Origin of the sequence: Lysinibacillus sp. Y5S-8, from assembly GCF_036894365.1 — a bacterium.
Classification (GTDB): domain Bacteria; phylum Bacillota; class Bacilli; order Bacillales_A; family Planococcaceae; genus Lysinibacillus; species Lysinibacillus fusiformis_D.
The window spans coordinates 2,694,926-2,712,916 of record NZ_CP145889.1 but is presented as its reverse complement, the minus strand read 5'-3'; the positions used below and the strand labels follow the sequence as shown (position 1 = coordinate 2,712,916).

General features: G+C 37.2%; 14 protein-coding genes and 1 pseudogene. 13 read left to right on the top strand and 2 right to left on the bottom strand.

The features are described 5' to 3' along the window. The first annotated feature begins 252 nt into the window (after positions 1–252). Positions 253–1,152: a LysR family transcriptional regulator gene (locus V6670_RS13165; protein ID WP_338651374.1), complete on the top strand. Its 900-nt coding sequence runs from the start codon at positions 253–255 to the stop codon at positions 1,150–1,152. Between the two features lie 22 nt (positions 1,153–1,174). Here the strand turns inward: V6670_RS13165 and V6670_RS13160 are convergent, their stop codons facing one another. Then, positions 1,175–2,203 carry an S-layer homology domain-containing protein gene (locus V6670_RS13160; RefSeq protein ID WP_141903707.1) on the bottom strand — a complete coding sequence of 343 codons (1,029 nt, stop codon included), beginning with the start codon at positions 2,201–2,203 and terminating at the stop codon, positions 1,175–1,177. Between the two features lie 126 nt (positions 2,204–2,329). After that, complete coding sequence (locus tag V6670_RS13155; protein WP_338651373.1) at positions 2,330–3,067, bottom strand: SDR family NAD(P)-dependent oxidoreductase; 738 nt, start codon at positions 3,065–3,067, stop codon at positions 2,330–2,332. Between the two features lie 162 nt (positions 3,068–3,229). On the opposite strand from V6670_RS13155, the gene V6670_RS13150 reads away from it, so the two are divergent. From V6670_RS13150 to V6670_RS13095, 12 genes and pseudogenes are all read left to right on the top strand, one after another. Further along, complete coding sequence (locus V6670_RS13150; RefSeq protein WP_338651372.1) at positions 3,230–3,838, top strand: TetR/AcrR family transcriptional regulator; 609 nt, start codon at positions 3,230–3,232, stop codon at positions 3,836–3,838. Between the two features lie 520 nt (positions 3,839–4,358). Continuing rightward, positions 4,359–5,273 (top strand): zinc ABC transporter substrate-binding protein, encoded by a 915-nt coding sequence (locus tag V6670_RS13145; protein ID WP_141903709.1) that lies wholly within the window; start codon positions 4,359–4,361, stop codon positions 5,271–5,273. 9 nt (positions 5,274–5,282) lie between these two features. Continuing rightward, on the top strand, positions 5,283–6,011 hold the full coding sequence (locus V6670_RS13140) for a metal ABC transporter ATP-binding protein (RefSeq protein WP_036126951.1): 729 nt from the start codon (positions 5,283–5,285) through the stop codon (positions 6,009–6,011). Positions 6,012–6,022: 11 nt separating this feature from the next. Next, entirely contained in the window at positions 6,023–6,895 is an 873-nt protein-coding gene (locus tag V6670_RS13135) for a metal ABC transporter permease (protein WP_036126949.1), read from the top strand. Beyond that, complete coding sequence (locus V6670_RS13130) at positions 6,892–7,761, top strand: metal ABC transporter permease (RefSeq protein ID WP_089932599.1); 870 nt, start codon at positions 6,892–6,894, stop codon at positions 7,759–7,761. Before V6670_RS13135 ends, V6670_RS13130 begins: the two co-directional genes overlap by 4 nt. Positions 7,762–7,981: 220 nt before the next feature. After that, a complete protein-coding gene (locus tag V6670_RS13125) occupies positions 7,982–9,169 on the top strand; it encodes an MFS transporter (protein ID WP_338651371.1) in 1,188 nt (395 codons plus the stop codon). A 214-nt stretch (positions 9,170–9,383) separates the two neighbouring features. Then, positions 9,384–10,649: an MFS transporter gene (locus V6670_RS13120; RefSeq protein WP_338651370.1), complete on the top strand. Its 1,266-nt coding sequence runs from the start codon at positions 9,384–9,386 to the stop codon at positions 10,647–10,649. A gap of 662 nt (positions 10,650–11,311) precedes the next feature. Continuing rightward, complete coding sequence (locus V6670_RS13115; protein WP_036126937.1) at positions 11,312–12,631, top strand: HBL/NHE enterotoxin family protein; 1,320 nt, start codon at positions 11,312–11,314, stop codon at positions 12,629–12,631. A 46-nt stretch (positions 12,632–12,677) separates the two neighbouring features. Next, the gene (locus tag V6670_RS13110) at positions 12,678–13,907 is read left to right on the top strand and encodes an HBL/NHE enterotoxin family protein (protein ID WP_141903715.1); all 1,230 of its coding nucleotides are present in this window, start codon (positions 12,678–12,680) and stop codon (positions 13,905–13,907) included. 39 nt (positions 13,908–13,946) lie between these two features. Further along, on the top strand, positions 13,947–15,065 hold the full coding sequence (locus V6670_RS13105; RefSeq protein WP_338651369.1) for an HBL/NHE enterotoxin family protein: 1,119 nt from the start codon (positions 13,947–13,949) through the stop codon (positions 15,063–15,065). Between the two features lie 341 nt (positions 15,066–15,406). Further along, positions 15,407–16,345 (top strand): annotated as a pseudogene (locus V6670_RS13100) (phosphatidylinositol-specific phospholipase C domain-containing protein); the annotation flags it as partial. Between the two features lie 842 nt (positions 16,346–17,187). Beyond that, positions 17,188–17,976, top strand: a complete 789-nt coding sequence (locus V6670_RS13095) for a lipid II flippase Amj family protein (protein WP_036126929.1) — start codon at positions 17,188–17,190, stop codon at positions 17,974–17,976. Positions 17,977–17,991 lie beyond the last annotated feature (15 nt).

Genomic DNA, 17,991 nt, shown 5'->3' with positions numbered 1-17,991 from the left:
AACGTCGTGACGTAAATCGTAGAGAGGCTCAATGTGTAAATCCTTGGCTATATAAATTGTCGTATGGTACACCTGCTAACATAATATCTGTTCATTATTCGACATTGCTTTGTTGTCCAGAATTTCCGATGAATCATGAGACACAACTTCTTTCTTTCAACTACTAACTAGTGTAAACTGGATTTTACTATCAATTTTTATGAATGTTTCGGTAAAATCTATCGGAAAATCCGAATGAAGGGGATTAAGTGAATGGATATGAAGCAGCTCCAAACGTTTTTAACGGCATCTGAAACATTAAGCTTTACCCAGACAGCACAGCGTCTCGACTATGCCCAGTCCAGTATTACAGCCCAAATTAAAACATTAGAACAAGAATTGGGTGTTATTCTTTTTGAGCGGCTAGGAAAACGCATTGTCCTGACAGAGGAGGGGAAACATCTCCAACAGTATGCAAAAAAAATGCTAAAGCTAGATCATGATATGAAAAAAGCGATGTCCAATGAACAGGCGCATGTTGTCTTAAAAGTGGGGGCGCAGGAGAGCCAATGTGTCTATCGATTGCCAAGTATTTTACAACAATTTCAACAGGCGCACCCGCATGTGAAAATCATTTTTAAGCCAGTGCATACGACAGACATTGGGAAGGAGCTATTACAAGAAGGCAAACTCGACGTTGCATTTATAACAGATACGTATCAGGAAACCGCCATGCTACAGCGAGAACGATTGATTCAAGAACAGCTTGTTTTTGTCAGTGCCTCTAAAAAAATCAGGCAGCCTTTATCTGCTCAACAACTATCAATTGAAACTATGCTGTTAACAGAAATGGGGTGCTCCTATCGGAATCATTTAGAAGCACAGCTACAGCAAGAAGGTGTCTTGCCTTCACAAATGATTGAGTTTGCCAGTATTGAGGCGATAAAGCAATGTGTGATGGCAGGCTTAGGTATCACGTTTTTGCCTAAAATGGTTGTAGAAAAAGAGTTGGAAAGTGGAAATTTAGTGGAGCTACCGTCTACAATCGACCTAGCGCCCATTTATACAGATATTGCATGGCATAAAGATAAGCATATGCATGCCTATTTACAGGATTTTATTGCTATAGCCAAGCTTAGCTATGAAGCATTTGGCAATGAAAAAAGAGCCTGAAAGAATCAGACTCTGTTGCAAGCTATTGTTTCTTTAATGTACCAGAGAAATTAGTGCTTTCATTACGCTCTGCACGGCAATCAATCTCGGACACTTTCAGGGCGTTATTAGATAAACGCTCTACCTCGACGACACAACGATTGCCATTAGAGGATTTATTCATGATGGCTTTCGTACTGCTTGTGATTGTGGCGGTACCATTGACACTACCTGAAGCGGTGCCATCATTCGCCGTTAAAGCAAGAGAAAAGCTGTTGTTTGTGGCATTGGAAATGATGGCATCGCGGCGATTAAAATCATTTGTTCCTTTTCCCCATTTATAATAATACGTATAAACGCCTTCCCAGGCACTCTTACTAGGGGTATTTTGCTGTAATGATTTATCGAGCTGGTTTTGAGCATTTTTCGCTCTTGTACTTAAAGATACATTGTTGGCATTATCATGAATGGACTGTGCGTCCGCTGAAATTTCATAAAAATTTCGTTCATCCATGCGATAGAGCATCGTGACAACTTGTGCACGTGTCATATTGTTCGTTACGCCATAAAACTTCTGTAAATTTCGATCTTCATACTGTGGATTTTGCCCTGAAGAAATATAGGTATCAAGTAAAAATTGAATAGAGTGATCTAACCCTTTCTTCCCGCTAGCTAAATGAACAATTGCTTGTGCTACGACACCGCGCTTCACAGTAGCCGCTCGAATTCGGTTATCAAAATAACCATTTAAAGGTACACCATAGCTAGCGAGTTGGTTATAAAATTCATCCGACCAGTTTGCCGTAGGAGTCTGTTTCTTTAACTCATCGATGGGTGATTCAAGCTCATAAAAATTAGCTAGCAATTTGGCCAACTGCTGTTCAGTAATCGTGGCATTTGGTTTAAATGTACCATCTGTAAAACCGTTGACAATATCATACTCTTCTGCCCATCCAATCGCTTCATAGGCATAATGATCCTCTGATACATCTCGAAAGCCAGCAGCTTGTACATTGCCTGCACTGGCTACAATCAGAATGGAAAATAATAATGTACATACTAATTTTTTCATTCGTCGTTTTCATCCTTTCTTGCTCGCTTTAGTAATAGTTTGCAGGAAATGGATAAAAACTGCAAATTTTTCTAGCACAAAAAATAATCGCTGTCCCTTGTGGGGAAGCGATTATTTACGACATAATTATTGGGCTGTGTAGCCACCATCTACAGTTAATGTGTTACCTGTCATAAAGGTTGAATCATCACAAGCCATGAATAAAACAGCTTTTGCCATTTCCTCTGGTTGTCCTAAGCGTTGCATAGGTGTTACTTGACGTAGTGGCTCCTTGCTTTCTTCTGGAATAATCGGTGTATCAATAAAACCCGGGCATAGGGCATTGACACGAATACCACGAGTAGCAAACTCCAATGCTAATGAACGTGTTAAATTAATAACGCCCCCTTTTGCTGCATTATAGGCGGCTGATCCTGGTGAGCCAACCCAACCATACATCGAAGCCGTATTAACGATTGTACCGCTATTCACTTTCAGCATTTCTTTAATGGCAGCCTGCGCCATTAAAAATACACCATCTAAATCTACATTTACAGTTTGACGCCATTCCACATAAGGAAGCTCCTCAGTTGGTGTGACACGACCAATTCCAGCATTATTAAAAAGGACATCGATTTTGCCAAATGTCTCAATTGTTGTTTGATAAATAGCTGCTACTTCATTTTCGTCTGTTACATTTGCTTTGATAAATATAGCCTTTGCACCAGCTGCCTGTAATTCGGCAGCAAAGGCTTGGCCTTTTTCCTCGTTTAAGTCCACAAGTACTACTTTTGCGCCTTCTGCTACAAATAATTGAGCGGTTGCGGCACCAATACCAGAAGCACCACCTGTAATGATTGCGACTTTATCTTGTAATTTCCCCATATATGACACTCCCTTAAATCATAATTTTTTCTTGCACACTTCGTAAATGACGGTGTACTTTTATTGTAAAACGCTTGAAATTGGAAACAATCATTAATGTCGTAGCAAGTGTCTAACTAGTAGACATATTTGCCCGAAATGTCTAAAAGGGAGGAAGTAAAATTGCCAAAATGGACACAAAGACAGGAAAGAACCCGTCGTCATTTTTATGAGGCGTTTGTCGAATTAATTAAAAAGCATGGGTTTCAAGCCTTGACAGTGAAGGATATTGTGGAACGAGCTGGCTATAACCGTAGTACTTTTTATGTGCATTTTCAAGATAAATTTGAGTTAGCGGAAAATTTGCTCAAACAGATGTTGAATGGTCTGGAAGTCGCAGTAGGTGAACCTTACTTATATGGGGAAAAGGTGTATACGACGAAATTGAAAGCGCCATCCTTTAATATTATTCATTATATTTACAAGCATCGACTATTTTTCGAGCTGCTGAATGTTGAAGATACAATTCCTGGATTGCATACACGTATGCCCCTAACCATTACAAAAATATATCAAGAGCAATTTAAATTTGAAACGATCAATCAGCAGCCAGTCAATATGGACATGTTCAAGCATTATACTTCATACGGTTTTTATGGATTGATGATGCAATGGATTGCGAGTGGTTATGAAAAATCGGAAGACGCTTTAATCAAAGATATTATCGAACTAACTAAAACTCATATTTATGCATTTGAATTTATAGGGAAACCACTGGAAAAAGAAGAGTGAAAGGTTTGTATAATATATTTTGCATTTTTATAAAAAATCTCTAATGAAATAATTAGAGATTTTTTTGTTTGGGCGAAATTATATTTTCTTAATGAAAAAAAATTTTCAAAAGAAATTTTCATAAAAAGGTTGAATTATTTTTGTTTTAAGCATATATTTTTCCTAAGGGAAACAAAATATCTACAGAGAAAGAAGAGTGCGTGTATGAAAAATTTAGGTGATATCAAACTGACAATTTTTCCAATGGTCATTTTAATTCTTCTGGCAATACTATGGAAACTCACCGATTCTGTAGGGGCAGGTATAGTGTTAATACTTTTCTGGATGAGCTGGCGCCAGCTTATTAGGAAAATGAATATAAATTAAGCGATTGTATGAGAAAAATCGGTGATGTGAACGACAGCAGTTGCTAAAAGGCGGGCATGACAGGAAAGGTATGGCTTGTCCGCTAACTCGCTACTTCGTACATATTAGCTATTTTTCAAGCAATCACTAAAAAAGAGAAAGATGAGGTAAAAAAATGAAACAATGGTTAGGTGTAATGGTACTATCACTCTCCCTTCTATTATTCGGTTGTTCAACTGAAACAGAGGGGAAGAAAGAAGGCGTTGTTGTCGCAACGACTGGACAAATAGCGGATGCAATTAAAGAAATTAGTGGCGATCATTTACAAGTATCGGCATTGATGGGCCCAGGGGTAGATCCCCATTTATACAAGGCGACACAAAGTGATTTATCGAAATTGGATAAAGCTGAAGTCATTTTTTACAATGGCTTACATTTAGAAGGCCAAATGCTTGATATTTTTGAACAAATGGCGAAGGACAAAACGGTTTTAGCAGTGGGCGAGACATTAGATGAAAAGCAGCTCCTTGCAAGTGACGATGATTCGATGTTACATGATCCGCATATATGGTTTGATATTGAGCTATGGAAAGGCGTTGTCAAAGCAATCAGTACACAACTTCAGGAAGAATACCCTGAATTTAAAGATGATTTTCAAACGAATGAAGCATCTTATCTAAAGAAGCTGGATGATTTACAAAGCTATGCTCAAAACCGTGTGAACGAAATACCACAACAGCAACGAATCTTAGTAACTGCTCATGATGCGTTCAATTATTTTGGTAGAAGCCAAGGGTTTGAAGTACGTGGTTTACAAGGGCTTAGTACAGATTCAGAGTATGGTGTTAAGGATGTTCAGGAAATGGTTGATTTTTTAGTAGAAAATAAGATTAAAGCTCTCTTTATAGAATCGAGTGTATCCGATAAAGCGATGAAGGCTGTAATTGAAGGGGCTAAAGAAAAAGGTCACGACATTGTCATCGGTGGGGAATTATTCTCAGACGCCATGGGTGCTGAAGGAACAACGGAAGGTACATATATTGGTATGTATCAACATAACATCGACACAATTGTCGATGCATTAAAGTAGGTGAATGGTATGGATGCATTAACAGTAGAAAATCTATCAGTAGCATATGATAAAAAAACAGTATTAGAGAATGCCTGTGTGACGGTACCTAAAGGTCATCTAGCGGCCATTATTGGTCCGAATGGTGCAGGGAAATCAACCTTTTTAAAGGCCATTTTAAATCAACTTCCTAATAAAGTAGGAAAGGTTGAAATTCTAGGGAAGGTGTTTGAGCCGAAAAGTTTAGTTGTTGGCTATGTCCCTCAGCGTAATGCTGTGGATTGGGATTTCCCTACAAATGCGTTGGATGTAGTGCTCATGGGACGTTATGGCCATACAGGTTTATTTAAAAGACCATCCAAGCAAGATAAAATTGTTGCGCGACAAGCGTTAGCAAGCGTTGGGATGCTGGACTTTGCAGAGCGCTCCATCGGACAACTGTCAGGAGGTCAGCAGCAGCGTGTATTCCTAGCTAGAGCACTTGCTCAAAATGCAGATATTTATTTTTTAGATGAACCATTTGCAGGTGTAGATGCTGCGACTGAAAAAACCATTATTGATATTTTAAAAGATTTAAAGGCACAGGGAAAAAGTATTTTTGTCGTCCATCATGATCTTCAAACCGTCAAAGAATACTTTGATTATACGATTCTATTAAACAAAACGATTTTAGCATCAGGTGCAACAGAAGATGTTTTTACACCAGAACAATTACAAAAAACGTATGGTGGTAAACTATTCATGATGCAGCATGCGTAAGGAGGGACACAATGTTAAGTGGTAATTTATTGTGGGTACTTAGTGGAACAATGCTTTTGGGCATTGCAGCTGGTATAACAGGCACTTTCTCCTTCTTGCAAAAACAAAGCTTAGTTGGTGACGCTGCGGCACATGCAGCATTACCAGGTATTGCGCTCGCATTCCTGCTAACAGGTCAAAAGGAATTGCCGGTTTTAATGCTAGGAGCGGGCATCACATCTGCATTATCTGTGTATTGTATACAATGGATTGTATCGTTTTCAAAAATGAAGGCTGACGCTGCCATTGGTTTAGTCCTCACTGTATTTTTTGGTGTTGGTGTAGTATTTTTAACAGTTGTCAACCGTAGTCCACTTGGTAATCAAAGCGGTCTGAATAATTTTATTTTTGGCAAGGCAGCGACGATGACCAAAGCGGATTTAATGTGGCTGTTTATTAGTGCAACCATTATTATAATGGTTAGTCTCTTACTCTATAAGGAATGGAAGCTACTCATCTTTGATCCTGTATATGCAAAAGGGATTGGCTTACCAATTGAGGCTTTAAAGGCAACCTTAACAGTTTTAATTGTGATGACAATTGTCACAGGTATACAAGCTGTCGGCGTCATATTAATGTCTGCTTTATTAATTATTCCTGCTGCAAGTGCCAAGCTATGGACACAAAAATTAAGCACGATGCTTATTTTGAGTGCCGCGATTGGAGGAATTGCTGGCATAACAGGAACTTTTATTAGTGCGATTCGAACAGGGTTATCGACTGGTCCGATTATCGTCTTAGTAGCAGCAGGAATATTCTTTATATCGTATTTTATTAGTCCTGCAGGTCAAATTAGTAAATATCGTAGAAAAATGCAATTTCGAAAGCAGGGTGATGTAGGATGATCGAATTTTGGGTTGTATTCACAGGATTATTAGTTGGTGTGACATGTGGGATTGCAGGTGTCTTCCTTATCTTGCGTAGAATGTCCATGATTGCAGATGCCATCAGTCATACGGTGCTCTTTGGTATTGTGATGGCCTACCTTGTTACCCAGACATTAAATGGCTTTTGGATGCTTGTAGGTGCTGCGTTTGCAGGAATTTTAACAGCCTACCTTGTGCAACTATTGCATTCTTCTGGCATTCAAGAAGATGCCGCAATAGGGGTGGTCTTTACCTCCTTGTTTGCGGCAGGTGTCCTCCTGATCACCTTATATGCCGGCAATGTCCATTTAGACGTTGAACATGTTCTAATGGGGGAAATTGCTTTTGTACCTTGGGATAAATGGACACTGCTTGGGCTAGCGATGCCTAAGGCCGTGTGGATGTTGTTACTCGTCCTAGTGATTAACATTGCCTTCTTGCTATTATTCTTTAAAGAAATGAAGCTTGCCACTTTTGATCCTGTGTATGCGGCTACCATTGGGATTCCCGTTGTATTTCTTCATTATGGCTTTATGACATCCATTTCCTTCACGACTGTTGCGGCATTTGATAGTGTAGGGGCCATTTTAGTAGTTGCCATGTTGATTGGACCAGCCGCCACTTCCTATTTAATTAGTAAGACGATTAAGCAAATGTTTGTCTATAGTATGCTCTTTGGTGCTGCAGCTTCGGTTATCGGCTATTATTTAGCGAAGTTTTGGGATACTTCTATAGCTGGTATGATGGCGACAACAGTAGGGTTAATATTTATTGTGACGTTCATCAGCCAAAAAATAATCGAACGTAGAAAAAAAGCACTTGTTCATAAGCTAGAAATGTCTTAACGAAAAACATCGTTTGATGCGCTCATCAAACGGTGTTTTTTCTTTTAGATGGAAGTTCAACCTTTTGGATGAGTATTTCAGTTAAGAAAAATAGTATACTCATTAAGAAATGCTAGAAAGAGAATGCTTAGATTCTAACAAATTTTTCTATATTTTTATGTACGAATATTTAATAGTTTGTTACGATAAATTTTATTGAAGAAACAACAAGGAGAACAGCATGTGGAGAAATCGAAACGTATGGATTATTTTATTAGGTGAATTTGTCGTCGGACTTGGCCTATGGGCTGGCATTATTGGAAATCTAGCCTTTATGCAAGAGGTAGTACCTTCAGACTTTCACAAATCATTAATTATTTCCTGTGGTATTTTAGCAGGCTTGGTCGTCGGTCCAATGGCAGGGCGCATCATTGACCAATCGAAGAAAAAAACGGTTGTCCAGATGGCAAGTATCGGACGAATCATTAGTGTTTTATTTATGTTTATCGCACTTTATACCAACTCGGTTATTTGGATGATTCTTTTTTTAATTACGTTGCAAATAGCAGCCGCATTTTATATGCCTGCCTTGCAATCGATTATTCCAATGATTGCGAAGGAACAAGATTTAATTACGCTTAATGCTTGGCAAATGAATGCTAGAACCATTTCAAGAATTGTTGGCACAGCCGCAGCAGGGTTTATGTTAAGCTTCTTTGACTTAAAATGGTTATATATTATTTCATTTATTGTCTATGTGATCATGTTTGTTATTACAAGCTTACTGCAATTAGATGAAACGACAAATGCAACACTGACACACAAAGACAAAGGAAACTTTAAAGAAGTATGGCCTATGGTGAAGGAGCATCCGGTCGTCCTGATGACACTCGTCTTAATGTTAATTCCCACATTATTTTTAGGCTCTTTCAATTTAGTCATTATGAAAATTTCTGAAATCCATCAATCAACAACCATCTCAGGATTGTTATATACAGTCGAAGGCATTGGCTTTATGCTAGGTGCTGCAGGCTTAAAAATAATTGCTGAACGTGTACACATGGGCACACTGCTCTTTTCATTAGCCTTTATTATCGGCTCAATGGAGCTATTATTATTATTGGCGGAAATTCCATTTTTCGCTTTAGTAGCATTTGGGGTCTTTGGCTTTTCAGTCGGCTGTTTTTTCCCGACAACGATGGTTATTTTCCAGAAACAAGTACCCAAACAGTTCCACGGACGTTTTTTCTCATTCCGTAATATGATTGATTCGGTCGTCTTCCAAGTTGTGCTCTTATCTACAGGGATGATGCTAGATTTAATCGGTTTAAGTGGCATGGGGCTTGTTTTCGGGATTATTAGCTTAGGTTTAACAACTACTTTCTTACTCTATTCTAAAAAGAAGAAAGTGGTTATGCATGCGTATTAATTCCATGTAACTCATGCTCTACACCAATACCTCTAGCGATATAAGGGTGGTGGCAGATGAAAGGAACTGTCTATGAAATGAGGACGGTTCCTTCTTTATTTTATAGATTCAATTAATCTTGGTTGGTACGCATAGAATACCTTGAAGATGATGGCACTTTAAAAGGGATATTTACATAGATAATACATTATATTTAGAGAAGGAAGGTTGAAAAATGGTTGTAAAAGATCAAGGTTCAATAGAATCCTATATAGAGTCCCCAGAGAAACTAAAAAACTTATATAGGCGTGTGTTGGTCGTTGTCAGTCTATCTCAAATTTTTGGTGGGGCTGGGCTTGCGGCAGGTATTACAGTAGGTGCTCTGTTAGCTCAAGAAATGCTAGGAACAGATGCTTATGCAGGTGTACCGTCTGCATTATTTACGTTAGGCTCTGCAGGAGCAGCTTTCATTGTAGGGAAACTGTCGCAACGATATGGTCGTCGCACAGGCTTAGCAACAGGTTTTATAGTCGGTGGAATAGGGGCCATAGGTGTCGTTCTGGCCGCTATAATGAATAGTGTGATCGTTTTGTTCGCTTCTCTATTAATCTATGGTGCTGGCACTGCGGCGAATTTACAGGCTCGCTATGCTGGGACGGATTTAGCCAATGATAAACAACGTGCCACGGCGATTAGTACGACTATGCTGATGACAACGTTCGGTGCTGTTTTAGGTCCAAACTTAGTAGAAATGATGGGGAGAGTGGCGCTATCCATTGGTGTTCCATCTCTTGCAGGTCCTTTTCTATTATCTGCTGTTGCCTTTATTGTCGCAGGGCTTGTGTTATTTATTATGTTGCGTCCTGATCCTTTAGAAATAGCTAAGGCCATTGAGGCACATCAGCAAAAAATGAACAAAGATAATCAAGCACCATCCTTGCATACAGCTGGCAATAAAAGAGGTCTAGCAGTAGGGGCAACGGTGATGGTTCTGACACAGATTGTCATGGTCGCAATCATGACGATGACACCAGTACATATGAAACATCATGGACATGGATTATCGGAAGTAGGCATTGTGATTGGATTTCATGTAGGGGCTATGTATCTGCCATCGCTTGTAACAGGTATTCTTGTTGATAAAGTTGGACGAACAGTCATGAGTATTGCCGCCGGTGTTACCTTGCTACTAGCGGGTTTATTAGCGGCATTCGCTCCAAGCGATTCGATGGTTTTATTAATAGTAGCACTTTCTTTACTGGGGTTAGGCTGGAACTTCGGTTTAATTAGTGGTACCGCACAAATTGTTGATGCGACCGAGCCGTCTACACGTGCAAAAACACAAGGGAAAATGGATGTTTTAGTTGCACTAGCGGGGGCATCTGGTGGTGCTCTATCAGGAATGGTCGTCGCGAATGCTAGTTATGCGGCATTGTCCTTAGCAGGAGGGCTATTGTCTTTACTGCTCATTCCCGTAGTGATTTGGTCTAAAAGAGCTTGAGCATAGTATAAACTACATTGGTTACGAAACAATCTTGTTTGGGGATAGTTTCAAAGTTTAAAGAGTTGCTTCAAAGAAAAGTGAACCATTTCCTATAGTTATTTTCTTTCTCGAAGGTGAAAAAGCAGACGAAAGCTGTACCTCTCATTTTTCAAAGTAAAAATCTAACAAGACAAATAAAAACACCTTTCGTTGATAAACTTATCAACGAAAGGTGTTTTTCTATGGGGACAAAAGTTTTTATCCAGTGTGGAAATGGAAGAAGTTGAAATGTGAATAGCGTGAACTCTATAAAATAAGCGGAAAAATTAGAATTTCTAAGTTTATCTATTCATACAAAATATAGTTTTCCAGTAAAAAATATGTCAATATTGATCCCTAAATCCACTCATTATTAGCAAAATGTAACAAATATAGACTTATTTAGTTTGTTTTAGTGGTTTTTCAAAAAAATAAACGACATAAAAATCTATTTTCATCATTAAATAGCCTATTTATGTTGTTTTTTGCCAAAATATGTGTCTTTCTCTAAAATTTATATTATTAGGGATGTATATTCTTATTAAGAACTTTCCTAATATCAATAGTAGATTAGAGGTGTACAAATGTAGAACAAATTGTAATAAAAATATTGTGGCAATCTATGTAGGGAGGTACAAACAATGAAAAAGAAAATAATTACAGGGTTGATAATAACATCGATTGTTGCTACTGGAGTGAGTCCTATCCATTCTTTTGCAACGCCTATAGTGCAAGTAGAAATGCAAGAGGAGAACGTGGCTCTGTCCTCATCATTAAGAAAATTAGGTGCACAATCAAAGTTGATTCAAATGTATATAGACAAAGCTTTGATGAACCCTAATGTACAGTTAGAGGAAGTACCAGCTTTAAATACAGAGCAATTTCTAATAAAACAAGATATGAAGGAGTGGGCAGTGGAACTTTATCCAAAGTTAATTTTACTCAATTCAAAAAGTAAAGGCTTTGTAACAAAATTTCAGGCCTATTATCCTACATTAAAAGAATTTGTAGACACTAAGGAAAATAAGGAAGGCTTTTTGGATAGATTGGAAGTTCTTCAAGAAATGGTTCTGACAAACGAAGAAAGTGTTCAATACCAAATGAATGAGCTAACAGATCTTAAATTACAGCTTGATAAAAAACTAAAAAATCTCGATACTGATGTGATAAAAGCGCAGGAGGTACTAAGCGCAGAGGGAACAGGGAAAATAGACAAGCTAAAGGCTGAATTACTAAATACAAAAAAATCAATTCACAATGATTTACAGCAAATAGCATTGATACCAGGGGCTTTAAATGAACAGGGACTCAATATTTTCCAAGAGATTTATAGTCTTTCGAAAGATATCATTGAACCAGCAGCTCAAATAGCGGTGGCAGCCTATAACAAAGGAAAGGAAATTAACAACGCTATTCTAGAAGCAGAGAAAAAAGCAGAGCAAGAAGCAAAAGAACAGGGGAAATCTATTCTAGAGATTGAAGCAGCTAAAAAAGAGGCTCGTGAAAAAATTGAGAAAGATAAACAAGCTGAAATTGCTGCAGCCGCTGCTACAAAATCAAAAGAGTATGACCTTATGAAAACAATTGACCCAGAAAAAATCAAAAAAACATATAATACCTTCGCTGAAGTTAACAAACTAATGGCTGAACAAAGAGCATATTTAGATGATTTAGAGATCCAAAATCAAAAACTATATGATTTAACAAAGAAACTAACAATAGCAGATTTACAACAATCCATGCTTCTTCTTATGCAGCATGATTTGCATACATTTGCTAGTCAAGTAGATGTAGAAATTGACCTATTGAAACGCTATAAAGCAGATTTGAACCTAATAAAAAATAATATAACAAAATTATCAACTGATGCTGATGCGGCTAATCAACTGTCTCAACAAGATACATTAAGAAGATTAAAAAATATAATCAATCAACTTGAGGAACAGGTTAATAAATTTTGATGCTTAGAATTTGTAAAAACCTATCGAAAAGTAGGGAGGAAAAAATATGAAGAAATTTTCGTATAAGGTGTTAACCTTGGCTGCATTGACAACGCTTTTAACTGCTAATAATAGTACATCTATTCATGCGTTTGCACAAGAATGGAGCGCTCAAAAAGAGGTCGTTCAAAAACAGGGAAATTATGAATTAGGACCTGAGGGACTGAAGAAGGCGTTAGCTGAAACGGGATCTCATATTCTTGTAATGGATTTGTACGCAAAAACAATGATTAAGCAACCGAATGTAAATCTCTCCAATATTGATCTAGGGTCAGAAGGGGGAGAATTAATCAAAAATATTCATCTTAATCAGGATCTGTCTCGAATCAATGCAAATTATTGGTTAGATACAGCGAAGCCAAAAATTCAAAAGACAGCACGTAATATCGTGAATTACGATGAACAATTTAATAATTATTACGACACATTAATAGACATTGTCCAAAAAAAAGATAGGGAGGGGCTAAAAGAAGGCATAGGTGATCTAATCAGTTCAATTCATACAAATTCAAAAGAAGTGACAGAAGTAATTAACATATTAGAAAATTTCAAAACGAAACTCTATACAAATTCAATTGATTTTAAAAATAATGTCGGTGGTCCAGATGGGAAGGGTGGATTAACGGCCATATTAGCTGGAAAAGAAGCATTGATTCCACAACTTCATGCTGAAATTCAGCAGCTATCTTCCACTCAGAAAGACCATTTTAACAATGTTTTAGCATGGTCAATTGGAGGAGGATTGGGAGCAGCTATTTTAGTTATTGGAACGATTGCAGGAGGGGTAGTAATTGTTGTGACTGGTGGAACAGCAACGCCGGTTGTTGTTGGTGGCCTTACAGCACTCGGTGCAGCTGGTATCGGTTTAGGGACAGCATCCGGTATTATGGCATCTAATCATATGAATGCCTATAACGAAATTTCCCATAAAATAGGGGAATTAAGCACAAAAGCTGATCTTGCTAACCAAGCAGTTATTGCACTTAATAACACAAAAGACACTTTAACATATTTGTATCAAACAGTGGATCAAGCAATCATGTCTCTAACAAACATCCAAAAGCAATGGAATACAATGGGGGCAAATTATAAAGACTTATATGATAATATCGATCAAATGCAAGATCATAAGCTCTCTTTAATACCTGATGATTTAAAAGCAGCTAAACAAAGTTGGAATGATATTCATAAAGATGCGGAATTTATTGCAAAAGACATTGCTTTCACACAAGACTAATGCACTAAAACTTAAAAAGTATATAGGGAGGAATATAAAATGAATAATAAGTTTCTTTACAATCTACTTGCTGTATCAGCCGCTTTAACCCTGACATCCACTTCTATAGTATCACCAGTAACCGCTTATGCAACTACAAGCAAAATGGAGCAAACGAACTATGATGATACGTCTCTTTCAGCAAATGAAGCCAAAATGAGAGAAACCTTGCAAAAGGCTGGGCTTTTTGCAAAATCTATGAATGCTTATTCGTATATGTTGATCAAAAATCCAGATGTGAACTTTGAAGGAATAAATATTAATGGGTACGAGGATTTACCAGGTAAAATTGTACAAGACCAAAAGGATGCAAGAGCACACGCCCTTACATGGGATACAAAAGTAAAAAAACAGCTGATTGATACATTGACCGGGATTATTGAATACGATACTAAATTTGAAAATTATTATGACGTCATTGTATATGCAATAAATGCAAATGATGGAGAAACATTAATAGAAGGAATTACAGATTTACGAGAAGAAATTCAAGAAAATCAAAAATGTGCACAACAATTAATAGAAGCGTTAATGGAATTAAGAGACAATATTGGAAAAGATGTCAGAGCATTTGGAAGTAACAAAGAGCTCTTACAGTCAATTTTAAAAAACCAAGGGGCAGCAGTTGAGGATGATCAAAAACGTTTAAATGAAGTTTTAGAATCAGTAAACTATTATAAAAAATTAGAATCTGATGGAATAATAACAATAGCGGTGCCTACTATTCCTACACTAATTGCCGGCGGTATTATGTTGGGGATTGCAAAAGAGAATTTAAGTCAATTAGAACCGTTATTAAAACAATTACAACAGACCGTTGATTATAAATTAACATTAAATCGTGTAGTTGGAGTTGCGCATAATAGTATTAGTGAGATGTATAATGCACTTGACGATGCGATTAATGCTCTTACTTTTATGTCTGCACAATGGAATGACTTAGATTCTCAATATACAGGAGTACTCAGACATATTGAGAATGCAGCTGACAAGGCCGAACAAAATAAATTTAAATTTTTACTTCCTAACTTGAATGCAGCTAAAGACAGCTGGAAAACATTAAAAATAGATGCAGTCACATTAAAAGAGGGGATAAAAGAATTAAATCTAGAATCTTGAAAGTAGATTACTTTTTGCTATGATAATGGGTATGAATTTCTACTGCATCGTTTTTTATGATTATAAAAAACGATGCAGTGCACCTGTTAATTCCGTCTAATAAGACTTGTATTTTAAAAGAGGTAGATTGGGAAAAACGTTTTTTGAAGCTACTCTTTATAGCTTGTCCATCCATTTTCAAAAAACATTGGATAATAGAATGCTTTTGTTAGATCTGACATACTCACCTCAACAAAAATTGGATAAATGGTAGTTTTTAGTGAGTGAAAGAGAAGGAGATTGTATTTATGGTGATATTAAAAAGTAAGAAAGTAATCGCAAGTATATGTTTTTTCTTTACAATGCTTTTTTCTTTAGGTGGTGTCCACTTAACTTCTCTGGCAGCTTCCGAACAAAATAATATAAATTTATCAGAGTGGATGAGAGAAATACCTAACTCTCGCGCATTAGCAGAAATTTCTATTCCAGGAACCCATGATAGTGGTACATTCAGACTGGAGGATCCTATAAAATCCGTATGGGCAAAAACGCAAGAAAATGACTTTCGCTCTCAAATGGATCAAGGTGTCAGATTTTTTGACATCAGAGGACGTGTAACGGATGATAATACAATTGTTCTACATCATGGACCTGTTTATCTTTATGTAACACTCCAGCAATTTATTAATGAAGCCAAAGAATTTTTAAAAAGTCATCCAAGTGAAACCATTATAATGTCTCTAAAAGAAGAGTATGAATCCATGCCAGGAGCAAAAGAGTCATTTGCTAGAACCTTTGAAAATAAGTATTTTGGAGATTCTATTTTCTTGAAGACAGAAGGGAATATAACTTTAGGGGATTCTCGTGGAAAAATCGTACTCTTAAGAAGATATTTTGGTAGTACGATGACTGGTGGATATAAAAATTTTGCGTGGAAAGATAACGCAACATTTACTTCTATGACAAATGGTAATGTGAAAATAACGGTACAAGATAAATATAATGTGAACTATGAGGAGAAGAAAGCAGCAATTGATAGTATGCTAAAAGAGACAGCATTAAATAAAGATAATCCAAATCACATTCATATCAATTTCACAAGTTTGTCTTCTGGTGGTACGGCTTGGAGTAGTCCGTATTACTATGCTTCCTACTTGAACAGCATTACTGCGGCTAAAGTGAGATTAGAGCATCTAAAGAATCTTGAAACAAAAGCTGGATGGATCATTATGGACTATATAGGTGATAGATGGAATCCGAAATTACATGAAGAGATAATACGTTCTAATTTTCGCAATCTACCAACTGATGAGCCACACTTATTTGAGCATATAGATGGAGAGGGAATAGATTTTACTTATCTTCCACATTCTCAATGGAATGATCAAGTGTCATCCATTTTATTAAAACCTTATACAGAAATAACTATATATGAGCATAGTAATTTTACAGGGAATAGTGTAACGATAGCAAACACAACTGGTTCAGCACAATTATTCAATTTAACGTCTTATAACTTCAATGACAAAATGTCAGCCTATACGTGGAAACTAATTCGTTAAGATTATCATACGAACAGTATTTATAAGCGTATAATCTTAGACCTGCCACTCTTACTAACGTTGATGTCACGCTGTGCATGACAAAAAGGACAAGTCCATTATCCCTTATAAGGTGATTTCTCCACCTAGAAAATTAAGTGGTGGATAGTTCACGAAGCAATGGAGGTTGCTATAAGCTACTGAACGCCTATAGCTTTAGTACTTGAACTGTTAGCATATAAGTTCGTTCACTTTAATTGCGTTGCAAAACACCTTGGAATCGATTCATCTTGTTACAAGACCATTTGGTGAAGCAACACCAAATGGTCTTAGTTTTTTTACATTGACATATAGCCATTACTATCATGCCAAATACGAAAAGGAGCGTCATCTTTGAACAAAGATAAATGTTCCAGCTGTGATTTGGTTTAGAAGTGCAGCGTAGCACAATTGTATAGAAGCGCTTTTTAGATCTTACCCATATCTTTTTAGGGTAAGATCTTTTCAATCGGAACTATTTTGTGGGAGAAACGTCACAATGTTAAATTGTAGGAAAGCGAAGAGTAGGTATAGAAGTGGAGTTAATCACAGATAAATTAATCATGATTGCTTTATTCATTTTAATCATTCATGCTATTGAGACACTTGCTTATGCCGTACGTTTATCAGGGGCACGTGTTAAATTACTAGCATCGGCTTTATCTCTTTTTAATGTGATGGTCATGGTGTCGAGGCTGGCGAATATGATGCAGCAACCATTTACAGGAAGTCTTGTTGATACAGCACCAGCCGATCAGGCTTTGATACATGTAGAAAACCAATTTCGACTGATTATTGGAGCGGCATCACTTGGAACATTACTAGGGATCTTACTAATCCCAACCTTCATAGCTATTTTTTCAAGGGCTATCGTCCATTTGGCAGAGGAAAGAGGCTCAATCCCCGCTTTATTGAAAAAGGGCTTTACGTTTGAATATGTAAGACGAGGTATGAAGCACATTCATAAACCTCATTTTACTTATTTAAAAGGTATTAGCTTACGGGATATACCGATGAAATTATTTGTTATCAATATTGTCATAACAGCGATTTATACCATTGGCGTTTTATCTGCTTTGTATGCCACTTTGTTAGTACCAGAATTAAAGACTACTGCGGTTATGGCATCTGGATTAATCAATGGCATAGCGACGATACTTTTGATTCTATTTATTGATCCTAAAATATCCATACTGGCCGATGATGTCATCAATAAGAGAGGAAGTTATCTTGAATTAAAAAAAGCTTCCGTTATGATGATGTTCTCTAGATTTTTAGGAACGATTGTGGCACAGCTATTATTGATTCCTGGCGCCCATTATGTAGCGTGGTTTGCACAGCTGATTGCTTGAATAGAAACCTCTTCC